The 16,806-nt window shown below is 58.3% G+C and carries 6 protein-coding genes; all 6 read right to left on the bottom strand.

Annotated elements, in window-relative coordinates; genetic code table 11:
- Positions 1–14: 14 nt before the first annotated feature.
- The 6 genes from mads8 to mads2 (KHN96_RS18370) are packed head-to-tail and all read right to left on the bottom strand — an operon-like array spanning position 15 to position 16,794.
- The gene (mads8, locus tag KHN96_RS18395; protein WP_115044145.1) at positions 15–5,480 is read right to left on the bottom strand and encodes a methylation-associated defense system ATP-binding protein MAD8; all 5,466 of its coding nucleotides are present in this window, start codon (positions 5,478–5,480) and stop codon (positions 15–17) included.
- Positions 5,477–7,159, bottom strand: coding sequence for a methylation-associated defense system protein MAD7 (gene mads7, locus KHN96_RS18390; RefSeq protein WP_115044147.1), 1,683 nt, complete (start codon positions 7,157–7,159; stop codon positions 5,477–5,479). Before mads7 ends, mads8 begins: the two co-directional genes overlap by 4 nt.
- Entirely contained in the window at positions 7,156–11,298 is a 4,143-nt protein-coding gene (mads6, locus tag KHN96_RS18385; protein WP_115044148.1) for a methylation-associated defense system protein kinase MAD6, read from the bottom strand. The genes mads7 and mads6 overlap by 4 nt, the downstream gene beginning before the upstream one ends.
- Complete coding sequence (gene mads5, locus KHN96_RS18380; protein WP_115044150.1) at positions 11,298–12,704, bottom strand: methylation-associated defense system restriction endonuclease subunit S MAD5; 1,407 nt, start codon at positions 12,702–12,704, stop codon at positions 11,298–11,300. The genes mads6 and mads5 overlap by 1 nt, the downstream gene beginning before the upstream one ends.
- Positions 12,701–14,722 carry a methylation-associated defense system DNA methyltransferase MAD2 gene (gene mads2, locus KHN96_RS18375; RefSeq protein ID WP_115044152.1) on the bottom strand — a complete coding sequence of 674 codons (2,022 nt, stop codon included), beginning with the start codon at positions 14,720–14,722 and terminating at the stop codon, positions 12,701–12,703. The genes mads5 and mads2 (KHN96_RS18375) overlap by 4 nt, the downstream gene beginning before the upstream one ends.
- Positions 14,719–16,794: a methylation-associated defense system DNA methyltransferase MAD2 gene (mads2, locus tag KHN96_RS18370; RefSeq protein ID WP_115044153.1), complete on the bottom strand. Its 2,076-nt coding sequence runs from the start codon at positions 16,792–16,794 to the stop codon at positions 14,719–14,721. Before mads2 (KHN96_RS18370) ends, mads2 (KHN96_RS18375) begins: the two co-directional genes overlap by 4 nt.
- Positions 16,795–16,806 lie beyond the last annotated feature (12 nt).

Below are 16,806 nucleotides of genomic sequence, written 5' to 3'. Positions count from 1 at the left end.
GCCAGTGACTGACGTCACCGACCAACGGCCGTTTTGGTACTACCACCATGCTGCGTAATACGAGGACGGCACTTGATCTTCACCGCGCCCCGGGTGAAGGAGTCGTCCGAGGCCTTGCTCGACCACACATAGGCTTCGCCGGTTCCGAGATGGCTCATCTTGTCGGAGGTCAACTCGCCAAGGGCGGCATTCGCCTTCTGGATATGCTTCAGCCAGGCGGGCGAGTTGAACTTATGCATGATGATCTGTGATGACAGCTCGATCAGAGAGACAGGGACCGATGGCGGGTCCTGAGAGGCGACCATGATGCTGGTCCCTTTATGTCGCATCTCACGGACGACCTCTACCAAGCCGGAAACCAAGTCATCGTTTTCGATGTACTTGTGGGCTTCATCGAAAACCACCAACTTGTTGAAGGCGCTTCCTTGGTAGGTTGCTTCTGAGAAAATCTGCAACATCACCACGAACAGACCGAGGGCCTCGTCCTTTTCGATATATTCATCGCGCAGATCCACGATGATCAAACGGCCTGGACGAATCAGATCCTGGAGACGCTGGTTATCATCGATGTATTCGCTGGCGAACAGAAGGCGCGTCTGCGCCAGCTCTTTCAGGTGATCGGACAGGCCAGAGTTATCAATACCTGCTCGCAGGGCATCCAAGGTCAGGTTATCCCGCAGCCCCCTCATGATGAGATTGATGTGCCGCATATACATGCTCTGACTGCCAATCGCTCCCATCAGGAATTTCCAGTGCGCCGCCTTGAGTTCGGAGGCAGAAAAAGCAATCGCCTTAACCTCGATATCCGGGTACTCGGCCCGGCGATCATCCACCTTGTTTGCCGGGGTAAGAATCAGTACATCCTTCAGGGCTTCCGGGTTGGCCTTGTAACGCTCACGAAGGATGCGGATCTCTTCATCCACCGAGTTGGCATTGATCATCGAGGTAAACTCCGGCGCATAATCCTGGGTCGGGCTGTAATGGAAAATGACCGTGGCGAGCGGGCTTGGCAGCACATTGATGTGTTGGAGCGGCATTGAGGCCATCTCAATGACCGTTCCAAGGGTGTAGCTCTTGCCGCCGCCTTGAACCCCAAAGAGACTGATTGTGTGGGTATGGTTGAGGTCCAGCGCGATTTTCCTGCCGGAAACCTCTCCGAGCAATCCGTACTGGGGCGAGTCACCATTAACGCCCAGCATGATGTCATAGCGGACCTCGGCTTGAGGCGCAGCCTCGGGTGTCGGATGCTCTGGCGCTTCAAGCTCGGGTTGAACAGGTTCTTCCGGTTCAACAGCAACGGCGGCGGGCTGTTCGTCTTCTTTTTCTTCTTCAGGCGCAATGGTGGAAGGTCGAGGTGCCTGCTCGACAGGTTCCGCTTGTTCTTCCTTTTCCTCTTGGGCAGGTGCAGGTGTTTCCCCTGCGGCAGGAGGTGTTGGCTGGGTGATTGGTGCCTCTGGCTCTTCGTCCCAGAGCTCATCCACCGTCCAGGACGTTGACCGAGCTCTCTTGGGTGCGATGAAAGCGGCTGTCTCGAGCTTCGGCACGTTCGGTATAAACTGCTCGCTTAGGAGGTGCGCGGTCGGTTCTTCCTCAATCTCGACAGAAATAGGCTTGCGGCAGTTCTCCAGCAAGGCGTGAATGAGATCCTTGCCGATGCGGTGGAATTCAATGCCCACCTCGTTGTCCGGGGCTTCGGTTCCGGTCTTGTCGAAGTCGAAGATCAGGGCGCAGCGTCTGAACTGAAGCGAGTAACCCTGTTCGATGGATTCAAGTAGCCCTCGTGCTTCCTGGGCGGCAGTCATATCAAAGATCCCGTAACGCAGTGAGCGTTCCAGATAGAACCGAAGGATCTGAGCCAACTCCCGGCTCTTGAGCAACCTATCCGGCCGGTCCGGCTTTTTCAGGGCCGGGTCAAAGTGGCGCTGGAGGATGCGCTCACTCTGATTGATTTGAGCGGAGATCCGCTCCTTCAGTTGGTTGAAGGCCGCAAAGTCGCCGACCTGCGAATAACACTTCACCTCGACCAGGTTGCAAGTTATCGTCCTGGTGTTCAAATCCAAGTCGAACAAGCCCAAGTCGGTGCGTTGCAGGCTGATGGCATCATTGACATCGTCTGACTCACCACTTGAGCGGTAGAGGTCCGTGTGTGCATCCAACGGCACAATGACCTGATTACTCAATGCGCCCTGATATTCGAGATAGAGCCGCGCCAAAGCCAGGCCAAGAGCTTCCGCCTGTTGCGTGCGTGCAGAAATCAGTTTCAGGGCAAGCTGGCCGGAAAGCGACCGCAGGTTTGCCAGAATCTGAACCGACTGCTCGCCGTCGGCGGACAAGCCATGCTCAAGCAGCACCGGTTTTAGCATGGCCTCCAGCTCATCGTTCGAGCGCGAGGAGATGATCAGGTTGTGTGTCGCCTGGGAGCTGGCTCCCGGCACATAGTCAATCAGATAGTCCGGTCTATTCTTCCGGCCGCCATGGTCGAAAAACTCAATCCCCATATTTCGGTCGATTGTGAACACCCAATCGCTGATCTGGTGAACCTCGTAGATCAGTTCTCGTTGGGCCACATCGAGGCCAAGGGTCACGACCGGGACGGCTTTGAAACTGGCACCAGAAGCAGCAACCGCTGATGTCGCAAAACAGAGGTGACGGCTCAGGGACGACAGCAAATCGAAGCACGCAGCGTGGTTGTCCGCACCGAGGGAGCGCCCGACAATCGGCCGCTTATTCCAGAAGGTACCCGAATCATCATCAACAAATTCGGTGTCGAAGTCCTGTATCAGCCCATGCAGCGGAGTCACTCCCGTCGGTTTCTCGGCAATGGAAAGCTCCTCGGCGGGGAACACATCCAGAAGAACGCTGATGTGCGCCGGGAACTCCTTGGAATTTGCATGGAATTCACTCAGCGCGTGCTTGGCTAAGTTCAGCTTGGAGAACAGATGGCTGCCGGTTGAAGTCGCAAACGCGTCGGCGGCCTCGTTTACCGTGGCTCCGGGACGGACCATTGATTCAAGCGCCTCACCCAAAACAGGCGAGTCGGGGTCGGAGGTAAAGAGACGGATGTCATAGCGCAAATCGGCATGCTCACGCTTCTGCTGGAGCGACATCAGGGCCTCCGCTATTACCGAACCGGCCCCGGGGTTGAAGATGTTCAGAGATAGCTCTCGCACATATGGATGCTGGGAGAGATAGCGCTCGATCTTGTCCGCAATGACCTTTCCGGAAATATCGGACCCCGCCGCAGACGGCTCGGCCAAGCCGAGAGCCGAACAGATCTCCGCCATCAGGCCACGGGAATTCTCCTCGGTTGTCGGGGCGTAGAGCGCCCAAAACGCATTCAGGTTGTCCACCGGAGTGAAGATGCGGCCATCCTCGACGGGAATACCGACCGGATAAGCAGAAGGCACAAGGCCATCCAACAGTGCGGAACGGACGTGAGGAATGTGATCCTTCCCGCCTGACTTGATCTTCTCGATCCAATCCTTGCCCAGGGTGACCCAGCTGCTTAGCCACAAAGCACGGAGCGGATGGGTTGGGGAGATCAAAACAGCCTCCCGATGCCTTCCACGAAAGTCGGTCAAGATGACGTGAATGGAATCAACGGCCAGCACGTTTCTGAGTACTTGCAGGTGCTGCTGGCGCTCGGCACCAGAAGTCGTCTCAGCCTGACGGATAAGGTTCCTTACCAGGTCGAGGTATGCCTCGGCATATGCAAGGCACTCCTTTTCCGAGTCTCGGAACGAAAGCCCCTGCATGATCAGCTCGGCAGTGTCTTTGCGCACTGCTGCGAAGAACTCTTCGCGAGCGGCCAGGAAGGAGGCCATCGCGGCCGAAGATGGCAGTGCGAGTCCAACCTCGGAAGGCGGCTCGGCAGTATCCAGATTGATCTGCATTCGCCAGCCCGATGGATGCTTGGGCTCCGCCAAAATGCGCTGTTCAATGGTCTTGAGCATGCGCGAGAGCGGAATCTGCACAGCGCCCTCACGACCGAATTTCGCCAGCAAGGTTTCCTGACGGGAGGCCTTCTTAGAACGACCGCCTTCAGCCCAGGCGACCCCGCTAATGGCAATCTCTGCCGGGTCGCGCTCATCTCCCAGCGCGGTCAGTTGCAACCGGAAGTGAGCGTGCTCCAGACTCTGTTCAATGGGTATTGCCCGCTGCGGCGGCTCTTCCTCGATGCTGCCGCCGGGCAGGACGTAAAAAGGCTCGCTCTCATAAGAACGCTTGGCCCCTTCGGAGCCGGAATCCGCTTCCAGCGGAATCGGGTCGCCATCGGCAGTCCAAGGAAGAACCCGAATGAAGTGCCAACCTTCCTCAAATTCAATCTTGTTGAGCTTATCCAGGTTGACCGTGCATTGCAGACGATTCTGCGTCCAGGCTTTGACCTTCTTGGATTTTCCGACCGGGCCATCGTTCTGAGAAACGATCTGAACCGTAAAGTGATCCAGTCCGCTGACTTTACCTGGGTGAGGATTGACCTCGAACACCACATTTATCTTACGGCGGTCGTTGGGGACCAGAACCTGTTGTCCAATCAGGCCGGAGAGCTGATCATCGGTCTCGTCTTCCTGCACGACCGGCAAGTCGGTCTCCAGAACCGTCAGCAGGACCTTGTCCAGGGAACGCTCTTCCTGGAAGGTCCACTTGTCGAACGAGATGCTCCACCAGCTTTTATCCGTCGCTATGGGCGGCGTCCAGGCTTCCGGTTCCTGGATGTCGTATTTCTCAAAGTAAGTAGACAGGCGAGATTCCAGGGCTTTGTCGCTGAGCCCCAACTCCGCGATGCGTCCTCGCACGGATTTGTGGGAGGCCATCAGATTTCGGACGCTGCCCAGGTTCCGCCGGATCTTGCCATTGACCATCCCAGGATCGGCGAAGAGCTTGAAGTCCGGAATCAGCGTCAATTCATACAGGCTGGCTCCGAGCGTTTCTCCATCAATGCCATTTTCCAGCGCCGTGAGTAGATATCGCACGCGGAAAACATCATCGGCAAAAAGCCATTCTTCCTCTGAGATGATTCCGAAAAGATCGCGCACATGGCTGACCAGTGTTGCCGGCAGCCGGTCAAGCAGTGAGTCGATTAGATCTTCGTAAATCGCCGTGAAGGTCAGCTCTTCGAACGTGGCCACACCGAAGGAATCCTCAGCGCTGGTGCGGAGCGAGGTTGGGATAAAGACCAGAAGCGGCTGGCGCAACTCACCATTCGCGTCGGGATTTCGCAGTTCCACCAGCTTGGTGGAGGTCACCCGGAAGGGTTGGCCCTCCTGATCATGGCTGCCAAGGATGAAAATGTTGCCGTCAGGCCGCGTTCGGCGCAGTTCCTTGCAAACCGATTCCATCACATCGTCATCGAGATCGGTGACCCGCATGCAGTGGCCCGGGCCACGGTCACCCAGGATCGCTTCGATACGGGGGCACAGCAGACCAGCAACCGCCGCGTTCAATTTATCCTGGGAAAGCTTGGTGAACGCGTTACTCATGCGTGCCTCCCGTTCTTATCTGTTCCATCGTTTCTCTCAATCGCATAGCGGGGCGACACCTTCTGAGTCACATAGGCATCCGACAGATCCTCGTAGAACCCGATTTCGCGCAGGCGACGCTTGAAGGCTTCGAGGTTGAGGCGCAAGGCGCGTCTGTCGAGGATGCTGCTGTTGGCCTGGGCTCCTTCCGGTAGCCGGTCGATGTGAAGGCCGTAGCGGTTTCTCAGGAAAGTAAGCAACTCCTCGATGCGGACTTCCCGGGTCACGAAGCGTCCGCCGTCCTGGGTGAGCACGGCCACCTGAAGCAGCACCTCCAGCAGCTTGCTCCCCAACACAAACCGCCGAGGGCTTCCCTTGGTTCTGGATTGAGCCAACAGGCCGTTTTCCTTGTTCTTCAGCAGAAGAGAATCCAGGCATTCGGTGATGTACTGGCGGTGATACTTGCCGCGATACGCCATCAGGATTTCGATGAAGGATTCAAACTCGCCGAGGCCCATTGCGGTGACTTCCCGGATCTCCGGATCAACGTCCTCATTCCCGGAGGTCGACTCTTCGATCAGGCTGGCCAGGCGGAACTTGAAGTAAGCCTGCCGTTCGGCATCGTGCTCAGGCTTCAGCAGGGAAACCAGATCGCCGACGCTGAACACGCCGCCCCCTGGCGTAGCGAGCTTGCCTGTCTTTTTGGTCAGGTATTCCGCCATCTCATCGAGCTTCTTGACGACGAAATTGGCCTGTACGAAGGCCGGGATCTGGCGATAGAGCCGGTCCGTGGACTTGCGGGCCAGTTCGGCCATATGCGGATTGTTGAGGTCGCCCATATCCACGACCAGCGCCACGCGGTAAGGACAGCCTTCCAGCGCATTGTCGAGGCCGGGGTTGATCGGGCATTCCTTGGTGGTGCAGAGATCGTTTCCGGAGCGCTGTTTCACCAGCTTGGGCAACATCTGCAGCAGCTTGAGGTGGTAGAGCGCCAGATGGAAGGCCATCAGGGTCTTGAGGTAATCCACCAGCACTGAGCGCGGAATATAGGGCTCGTAGGCCAGAAGCCGTAGGATGTCGTCGGCCATGATGTCGGCCTGGCCGATGCACAGCGGCTGGAAACGTGAAGGCTCCTTGGAGTCCTTCATGTCCTGGGTAACCTGGTGATCCAGACGCAGGATTGCCTGCGTCTCCACATCCACGGATGCGTTGGGGTCGTAGCGGTCCGTCACCAGGTCGATTCCCGGGAAGAAGAACCGTTTCAAGGCGTCTCGTGCCGCTTGGCCCTTGCCTTTGCGGGCATAGAAAAGCATCCAGTAAATCTGCTCGGCCGCACCGTAATCACGCGTATGCTTTGCGTTGCGGAACTTATAGGTGTTGCCGTGCAGCGGCCTTGGAGCGGCCACGGCCTGATTGGCTTTGCCACGGTTAACCACATCCATCAGATCGGTCTCGATCCAGCGATGTACCACCTGCGGGAAGCGATCAAAGCCCGCGAACCATTCCGGATGCTCAAGGAAGTCCTCGATGAACTCTTCAACCGTCAGGTCGCCGCCACGGGGCGGCCGTCGGCTGGCATATCCATCGTATTTGAGCCGGGGGAAGAGCATGGTCAGCACACGATCCATCTCGATGTGCTTGAAATCGATATAGGTGGTCTTGGGAGTGCGGAACTCTTTGTCTCTGCCTTTGATGCTCATACTTCAGACCTCCTGCTCACTTTTCCCAGATGCAGGATGCCTTTGTCGTCGCGCCGGATCTGGAAGAATTCAAAGCCGCTTTCGGTCAGGAGCACTTCCTGATAGGGAGCGGCCGATAGAACATTCTTAAAGACCGCCAGGCTCAGGTAGAAACCTTCCTGTTCCTCGATGCTGGGCCGGTAGCCGTTGTTGAGCCGCATCAGCATTTCGTAGATGTCGAGATTGATGCGCAGGCTGGCCTTGTGTCCGTCGCCGGAGTTGTAAAGCAGCACCAGCGCTTGGGACAGGCACTCGAGGAAAGGATGGACTGCCGTTTCCTGCTCGGTGCGGAGCGTGAAATGGTCGCCGTCGAAGAGGCGGTAACTGCGGATTGTGCCCTTATCCACTTGCCGGACACGCAACGCCAACTGGTTGCCCAACCGCGCCGGATCGCTCAGGCCTTCGCCCCGGTTGATGGCCCGGAGAATAGAGGTAACCTCTTCGGCGCTTTTCGGTCCAGGCTGCTCAATGGCATCCAGGAAGGGATCGATGCTTCCATAAGGCAGCATCTCTTTCCAACCAATGTCGCGTCGCTCAAAGAAATGGCGGCGGCGCATGTGCGAGAGGTAGTTTCGGTGCTTGGCGATCAGTCGAGCACGGTTCTTCGACGAGTAATCGCGGGGCAGATTGCGGAACAGCGTCTCCGTCAGCCCATCGTCATACCCGGCTCGCTCCGCGAACGAGAAGCGGCTCATGGCCTTGGTCTTGGGGTTGAGAAAGCCAAGCTCGCGGTCCAGATCGGGGTTGCTGACTTCGGCGATATCGATCTCGCGCAGCAGAGAAATCAGGCGGTCATTGGAGCCTTCAGCCCCGCCAAGCCATGAGTTGAAATAAAAGCCGTCAAGGATACGATTCTGGGTCTCTTCACCACCGTTCTGATAGAGCTGGTGAATGCCGTCACAATCCTGAGTGCCCACCAGCATGAAGGCCAGCGCTGAACGTAGGTCACGCATGGTGATGTGCAGGCGGCCGCGCAGATGGGTGATGGTGTAGAGCATCTTCAGGCGCTCGATCACCTTGGGACCGGCAACCGAGTCCTGGAAGGTCCGGGCGTTGTGATAGGCGTAGCATTTGCCCTTGAGATCGCACTTCTCGCAGGCCTGCCAGTATTCCTGCTGCGTCATGCGGGCGATCAGCCGCTCCAGAATCGAAGGCTGACCTTCCTCGGGTTCGGCGACCACCGAGCGCAGGTTGAGGTTGATGACCGCGATACCGCGTTCCGGTGCAGCTCCGGCCAAACCCTGCTGAATCTGCTTGGCGAGCAGCGGGAACTCCTCTTCATGCTCGAGGAAGAAATCGACCAGCCGCCCCTCGTTGATCGCGATCAGGCGGGTCTGATTCTCGGGCCAGCCGGAGGCGTCCTTGCCCGCGAAGGGGGCAAAGAACTTCTGCAGCACGGCATCGTTGCGCTCGTCGCCTTCATCCTGGCTTCCGTCGTAATTGCTTTGATAGGTATGCCCCTTGAGCTGGAACACAGCCCCATTCGCGCCGCGTTGCATCTGTGCGCCCTTGCTCTCGGCAAAGGCCTCGAACTGCTGAATGAAGGCCGTCTTACCGTCACCGGCATTACCGCTGATGATGACCAGGCGGAACTCACCCTTGAGCAGCGCGGGCTTGAGCTTCTCGTCCAGATAGGTCGGCACGTAGGTGGCCTTGCCAACTTCGTCGAGGCCACGGGTGCCCGCGTTGGACACCTGGCTCTGGCTATAGAGCGTCAGCAGGTGGGTGACAAAGGGGTTGGTGTTGGGCTTGGTCGGCTCGAAGCCCAGCTTGGACACCACCTTGGGTCCGGCACCAATCTCGCCGGCGGTCAGCACCGAGCGCAGGCGCTTGACCTCAGCCATGGCGGTCAAGAACTCCTCTGCTGACGCGAAGCGATCCTTGCGCTCCGGCGCGATCATCTTCACCAGCACATTGACCAGCGACGAGCTGAGGTCGGCGCAGCCTTTGAACTGCTTGGGGTCCTTGGGCTGAGCCTTGATCGGCGGCGTGGGGTCGTCGAAAGGATACTTGCCGGTCAGGCACTCATAGAAGGAGATGCCCAGGGCATAGAGGTCGCGGTCCACCCGATCCGAAGCATCCGGCTCGGAGGAGTAATCGTAATCCGGCGGCAGGTAGCGGCGCGTGCCGCCACCGCCCTGAACCTCGTCGTTCTCGGAGACCGCAACGTTGAAATCAATGATGCGGACGCCCTTATCGGTCCACAGTAGGTTGGAAGGCTTGACGTCCTGATGGTAAACGCCGTGCTTGTGAAGATGGGCCAGCCCATCGGCGGCCTCGCGCACGATGCGCACGGCATCATCCAGCGACAGCGCCTCGGCATCGATCAGATCGGAGACGTCCAGACCTTCCACGTACTCAAAGACGATGTACGGCGTTTGCTTGGCGTCGGCCATGCGGTCCGCCCAGATCACCTTCACCACATGCGGATGGTCGGGCAGATTGGTCAGGGTCTTGTATTCGCGGCGCAGTCGCTCGTACACGCTGCGGCGGTCCTTGGTCACCAGCTTGATGACCCGCACCACATCGCCCAGGGAATCGAACACCTTGTAGGCCACACCGAAGCCGCCGCTGCCCAGCTTCTTCTGAATGCGGAAGCGATCCGCCAGGATGAAATCCTGCGGCAGGTTCATCAGGTTATCCGGGAGCTGTGGCACAACCACGGCCGGGCCGCTCACATCCGGGCCGGAGTCGTTCTTCGCCTCGGGCAGAATCAGGTCATCCAGGCCCTTGCGGGCGATGGCCGCACTGGTGTGCCGTTCCTCGGGATCAAACTCGCAGAACTTCTGCAGCCAATAGTCGATCCCCTTGGGCAGGTCCGGCTTGTGCTCCGAGGGCTTCATGGGGAACCGGCCATCGGCCTCCATCATCTGGTCGACGCCTTCAAAGGGCAGCTCGCCGGTCAGTAGCTCGTAAAAGATCAGCCCGGCGGCATAGAGGTCGGAGGCAATGCTGGCCTGGGTCGGGTCTTTGAAGCACTCCGGAGCCTGGTAGGTGGCTTCCAGATCATCCACCACCTGATCGGCGATGGTGGAGGTGCGGTTCTTGCCCACCCGGGCGAAATCGAAACCCGTCACCCGGGCCTGGCCGCCCTTGGTCACCAGAATGGCGTCCGGCGTGAGATTGCGGTGGATCACCTCGTGCCGGTGCGCATGGTCCAGGGCCGACAGCACGTCGCGCATCACCTGGAGCTTCTGGTCAAAGGTCAGCGCCAGGGAGGCCTTGTTGATGTGCAGGCGCAGGGCCTGGCCGGGCAGGTCCTCGGTGACCAGAACCACCTTATCTTCATCGTCGGAGACGAACAGATCCTTCACCGCCAGCACATTGGCGTGAGTCGGCATGTGCGCCACGGCCCGATAGGCGTTACTGATCTTCTTGAACTCTTCTTTGCGGGCGGCCTCGTCCTGGTAAGGGTCGGCCTGATAGACGCGCAGGCGGGCCATGCCGCCGCTCTTGCCCAACAGGTTGTGCTTGGCGCGGTACTCGGTGTAGCGGTCGGTGCCGCCCAGCTTCTCTTCCACCTGCCAGTCGCGGAACACCAGCGCCGCGCTCTTGGGCTTGGCGTTGCCGGTGATCGCCTTGGCGATCTGGGAGTGGAAGCGGGTGATGTTATCCAGCCGGTTGTCGGGGATGCGGCTCGGGTCGCGGAAGTATTTCAGGCAGTGCTTGAAGTCAGTAACGTCCGGGCTGTCGATACCCGCCTGATCGAACACGGCGGCGTCATCGGCGGTGAGCAGCACCGTGGCATGCACATGGGCCTTGCGCAGCTCAATCAGGCCGGTGTTGCTCTCGCGGATGATGGTGGCCATGGTCTTGGCATGGCTGCGCAGCTTGGCCAGCGGCGAGAAGAACGGCTGCCGCCCCTCGGGATACCACTTGGAGCCATACACATCGATGTTGCCCCGCGTCCCTTTGACATCCACCAGATACACCGCGTGAGGCGCAAGGATGGCGATGTCGATTTCGAACACCTCCTCACCCTGGCGCATCTCGAAGTTGTGGAAGATCAGCCAGCCATCAGGCAGGTGATCCCGAAGGAACCCGATGGCCTGGCGTTCAGATTCGTTCGCGGGTTGCCCGATGGGTATGACCTTCACCATTAGCGACCTCCCTCCTCAATGGTGCGCTCGACGAGGGCGCGAGCCAGGTCTTCTTTTTCCTGAGCCTCCGCCCGTTTGTGTCCAGCATTCCAGACCAGTTCGTTGATCTCGCCTTCGAGGGCGCTGTCGCATCGGGGAATGAGCAGGCGTGATACGTCGGGTGCCGACAGATGCGGAATGGAGCTCCCAGCGGCAGTCCGAATCAGTTGCCGATAACCCACATCAGTGAGAAATAGGTATGCGTAGAGGTAGCCGGGAAGAATCCTCGAGTTCTGCGCACTCAGTCTGAGAACGTCTACCGAAACGCATCCACCAGCAAAACGGCGATCGGCCCAAACACCGCGACCGATAATGCCGCCGACTTGCCCACTGCGAGCAAGAAGCAGGTCGCCTTCCTGGGTCGCCCACTCACTTTCGTCTGGCAATAGACGGCTGGACAGGAAACGCGTTGGCTCATAACGCTGGCGGAAAATCTCGCCACTGGTCAGGAATGGGGCACCGTACTCCTCATCAACGAAGACCTGTTTAATCCGTCCGGTTTCGCTAATCGATATGCCGAGGGTTGAGAGTTCATCTTTGCGTGGAACGCCAGCGATCAGCCGGTCACTTTCTTGGGCAACGGCGTCGTGGAAGGTCGCCTCCAGTCGCTTGAGAACCAGCATGGAGGACGCCGTCGAACACGAGAAGACGCGATGTGACAATGCCAGTTTTTGCGGGAAGCCAAACTGGTAATTGACCATCGAACCGGCGGTTTTGAGGAGCTCGGTTGCTTCAACCCTCAACTCCGCTGCCCTTTGAACCAATTCGTTTGCTTGTTCTTCAATGTCGCCGAGTCTCGGGACAGGAAGGTCTGCGATATGATGTGGTTCTATGTGCTGAATAATTGCTCCATAGGTACCAGACACAACAATCGGAACACCGAATCGACTTGAAAGGTATGCGTAGAGGTATCCGGGAGTGATCTTGGTAATGTCAGGCACAACTCTCATGAAATGTTGCGAGCCCGCCATCCCTTTCATGTCCGAACGGGCATAAGCCATCCGTCCAATGGTTCCCGAACAGGTGATCAGGGTCCATCCTTCATCAAGAACTAAGGCAGGATTCCCATTAATCTGTTTCTTGGACAACAACGAAACATTGGATAAATCTGCGTCGAGAATATCTGTGCTGCCCAGAAAGGGAACACCATTCGTTGGGTCATCAACGTAAACGCGAGGAAACCGAGGGCCGTTAAAAATGCCGCCATTATGATTGGCGGTAAGACTCTTGAGAGCCTCATTCTTGTGTCTCTTCAATAGTTCCTTTGCTTCGACTGCTCCTGACATGTAAGGACCGCAGTCAAGGCGACGACCGTTGTTTTCAAGCCATGCGCTTGGAATCGCTCTGCACTGAAATTTTCTGCTCATAACGTCACCTCGCCGGTTGCGCGGAATTCCTTGTATTTCTCTGCCACCAGCGGCAGCTCGTCATGAATGCGGCGGTTGCGGCGCGTGGTTCGGCGGATTTCCACTTCCCCGCCTTCACGAACCCGCTCGATCACTTCCTCATCGAAAACCAGCTCCTCACCATCGGGGGCTCGCTGGAACAGGAGATTGCCCCGGGCGTCGACACCGGCCCGATCTACCACGGCCATGAAGACCTTGTATTCCGGGTGCTCGGTATTGATCAGCTCCTCCTGGCTGCGACGACGCAGCACCAGCAGGCTGGGCAAGGCGGGTGTCAGGCCATACTCCTTCACGGTGACCTTGAACGGCTCCACCGGCAGGTCAACCGAGGCCATGACCTCGCAGTGACGCAGAATCCACCAGCGCACGTACTCATCGCCGGGATTGCCCAGCAAGCCATCGGGCAACAGGATTCCCACTCGGCCGGTACCGGGCTTCACCCATCGCAGGGCGCGTTCAAGAAACAGCACCTCGGGAGGGACACCGCCGGTGTTCAGATTGCCGGTGTTGCGGAATCCACCTCCCTCGTCGCGCTCCCAGATGTTGCCCAGGTCATAGCGCTGCAGAATGGAGGTGTCGCTTACCGTATCTTGGGTCGAGAACCAGGGGTTGAGCAGAACAATATCCATGCTGCCTAGCAGCATGGCAGGGCGGGCGGCTTCGACGCCATCCAGATCGCCATCCGGAAAGGTGCGAGCATCAATGCGGAACACGCGGCCGGGATTACCGGTGGTGAACAGCAGGTTCATGCGGCTCGCGACGGCCAAGAAGGGATCGATGTCGCAGCCCAGGGCATTGCTGGCCGCCCAGGCGGCGGTTTCGCTTTGCGCCTGGCGGATCTGTTCGTTGGTGGCCTCTTCAGGCGCGGTGCCCATGGCCGCAAGTTTCTTCTTGAAGATATGCGCGGCGGTCATCGCCAGGAAGGTGCCGGTGCCGCTGGAGCAGTCCATGATGCGTTCGCCGGGTTGCGGGTCGAGCATCTCCACCGCCATTTCGGCCACGTTGAGCGGCGTGGGGTAGCGGCCCTCGCGGCCGTCCATCACGCTGCGGGCGACCGCACGGAAGGCCCCGGTACGGTAACGGGGTTGGGTTTCGCTCAGGGAGTAACGGGCCAGCTCCATGACCACGCGGGCGGTCTCGTGAGGTTCCAGCGTCAGATCCCAGCCACGGGTCAGCAGGTTAGGCTGCCAGGCCTTGGCAGCGGCAATGGATTCGTTGATGCGCTGGGCAGTGGCCTGTTGGCCCGCCTCGGTGAAAGGCTCGTCGCCCTTGATCCAGAACTTGCGCTCGCCAGTGGGCAGCGTCTCATCGTGGATCTTGGCCAGCATCAGCACGGCCAACTGCTTGAAGGAATCCTTGTGATCGAGCCCCAGGTTTCGGTTCAGATACTGGCGGCAACGCAGCAGAGCGTCTTCCAGATCTTCCGCTTCGGCGCTGACCTGAATGACACCGCCGGTGCGGTCGAGATCGGTAGTCCGTTCACCCGGAACCGGCCAGACACCCAGCGGTTTGGCTCGGACCTCGAAGCGGGTGCGCTCGACCTGGAACAGGAACTCCTCCTGACCGTTGGTCCACATACCCAGCGTCGCGCCAGGGATCAGCTCCAGTAGCTCCTTGAGCTCACGTAGGTCGGCGTCGGCCTCGACAATGGAGCGGAGCTTGTCGCGCTTCTTCTGATTCTTGCAGACGATGATCCGCTGCAGGTTGTCGTTGTTGTGCTCGGCATCGGGGCGGAAAATGGCGATGTCGATGCGCTTGCGCCCCTGGCCGGGGATCTGGGGGTTGTAGTTCACCTCCAGGTCATTCCGATCAAACCCGTAGCTTTCGATGAGCTGGCGCAGAACCTTCTGCACCAGCAGCTTTTTGGCTGAGGCGCTTTCCTTGTTACCGGTCAGGATATCGATGAAAAAGTTATCCGGGCCGTTCTCTTCGGCAGCATCCTGCTGGGCTTCAATGATGTCGTCGTCCTGGTCGCTCATCGTGCCGCCACCTTTTTCCCGTTTTGTTTTTGGCTGCGGCCAGTCGCACTTTCACTGGTGAGCGGCAGCTCATCATATTCCTTCAGAAACTCTCGGTATTTCCGGGCGATCAGTGGCAGATCGTTGTCCTCGATCTTTTCCTGCCGTGTAAGTGTTCTCTCTACCCAGCCACTCTTGCGATGGAATCGCTCGGTGAACTGCCTGGGTTCGAGGATCTCTTCGCCGTCCGGCGTGCGCTTGTAGAGCTTGTTGCCACGACGGTCGAACCCAACCTTGTCGGCTACCGCCATGAAGACTGGATATTCCTCTACGCCACCTAGAGCCTCGGCGTGCTTTTCCTCTTCGCTCTTGCGGCGCAGGAACAGAAGGCTGGTGAGGATGTTGACGTTTGCCTCGGCGATAAAAGCTTCCACAGGCAGATCGACGGAGGCGAGCACCTGCGATTCACGCATGATCCACCAACGGATGTATTCCGCCGCCGGATTGCCGAGAACGCCATCGGGCAGGACGATACCCATGCGGCCGGTGCCCGGTTTGAGCCACTTGATACAGCGCTCGATAAACAGAATCTCGGGAGCGACGCTGCCTTTGAGTACGCCAGTATTGCGGAAGCCGCCTTCACCGTCCGACTCCCAGTTATGGGCCAGTTCGTACTGCTCCAGGATGTGTTTGTCGGTGATCGGGATGTCGGAGCCAAAGGGAGGATTGGTGGCGATGATATCCACCGACCCCAGCGGGATCTCCTTCTTGGCGCTTGGCAAATCCGCCAGATGGCCTAAGGGAAATTCCAGCGAGTTGACGTTGTAAATATGTCCCCGACCATCGCCCGCCAGCACCATGTTCATCTGGGCTGCACGGATCAGGAATGGGTCAAAGTCGGCCCCGAAGACGTTGGCGGCCGCATACTCTTTCAGCCGTTCATGAACATTTAGGAACTCGGTTGTGCTTTCGTTTCCAACTTGGGTGTTTTGCTCATCTCGGAATTTCTTCAGCATGTGGCCCAGTGTGGCAACCAGGAATCCACCTGTTCCACAAGCAGGGTCCAGCAGTGTCTCACTTTCTTTGGGGTCAAGCATTTCAACGACCAGCTTCACCACGCCTCGCGGAGTGAAATACTGACCACGATCACCGCGCAGGTTGACACCCACCAGCTCCTGATAGGCGACGCCTTTGGCATCGACATCGGTACGTGTAAAGTCGTACTTGGCCAGTTCGGAAACAATAAAGGCCAGTGCACGGTCGGAGAGGGTAATTTCTTCGTTGCCGCGGAAGATATTTTTGAATTGACTCTTGACCTCGGTGAAGAGCTCCTCGATCCGCTTGCGAATGGCTTTTCGACCCTCGGCTTCGAACTGCTCTTTGGGGCCTGCCCAGAAGCGACGCTGCCAGGCCTGGCGCTGCTTGGCCCGCAGGTTTTCGTCGTGCATTTTGCAGAAAATGAGGTAAAGGAACTGCCAGAAGGCGGCGTCCTTGGGCATCCCTTCGTTGCCGTGAATGAAATTGTGGCAGCGGCGGAAGGTGATCTTCAGCATCTCGTTGTCGGCGACGCGGGTGTGCGCATCGGAGATAACCTCCTTGGTGCCGACCGACTCTTCAGCCATCGGCCAGTCGCCGATTGGGTTGCACTTGGTTTCGAAGCGCTTTTGTTCTTTCTCGACAAAGAAGAACTCTAGGCCGTTGGTCCACAAGCCGTACTGAACAGCCTCGACCTCGCGCATGATGGTTTCAATTTCATCGAGATCTTTGGCGGCCTGCTCAAAATCACGGATACGGACAGCGTTCTTGCCGACGTTCGGTTCCTGTCGGCAGAGAACAGCTCGGCCCAGGTTCTCAATCGTGTGGTCCTTGCCATGGTGGAAAATCGCGATATCCACCTTCTTGCGCCCGCCGATGGAGAAATCCAGCTCCATGTCTTCGGGCGAAAACCCATATTCGTGAATAAGGGCACGAACCACCCGCTGGCGGACCAGCTCTTTGGGTGTTTCCTTGACTTGCTTTCCGGTTACATAGTCGAGCGTATACCCGGCCGGGATGGTGCCCTCTGGATGCCCCTGATTTTTTTTCCGGCTCATGGAATGCTCCGT

This window comes from Ralstonia mannitolilytica, from assembly GCF_905397375.1.
In the GTDB taxonomy this organism is placed as follows: Bacteria; Pseudomonadota; Gammaproteobacteria; order Burkholderiales; family Burkholderiaceae; genus Ralstonia; species Ralstonia mannitolilytica.
The sequence above is the reverse complement of the archived record's forward strand: the minus strand, read 5'-3'. Positions and strand labels throughout refer to the sequence as shown.

Excerpts from the sequence above, each read along its gene's own strand:
- mads8 (WP_115044145.1), bottom strand. The coding sequence starts at position 5,480 with ATGAGTAACGCGTTCACCAAGCTTTCCCAGGATAAATTGAACGCGGCG.
- mads7 (WP_115044147.1), bottom strand. The coding sequence starts at position 7,159 with ATGAGCATCAAAGGCAGAGACAAAGAGTTCCGCACTCCCAAGACCACC.
- mads6 (WP_115044148.1), bottom strand. The coding sequence starts at position 11,298 with ATGGTGAAGGTCATACCCATCGGGCAACCCGCGAACGAATCTGAACGC.
- mads5 (WP_115044150.1), bottom strand. The coding sequence starts at position 12,704 with ATGAGCAGAAAATTTCAGTGCAGAGCGATTCCAAGCGCATGGCTTGAA.
- mads2 (WP_115044152.1), bottom strand. The coding sequence starts at position 14,722 with ATGAGCGACCAGGACGACGACATCATTGAAGCCCAGCAGGATGCTGCC.
- mads2 (WP_115044153.1), bottom strand. The coding sequence starts at position 16,794 with ATGAGCCGGAAAAAAAATCAGGGGCATCCAGAGGGCACCATCCCGGCC.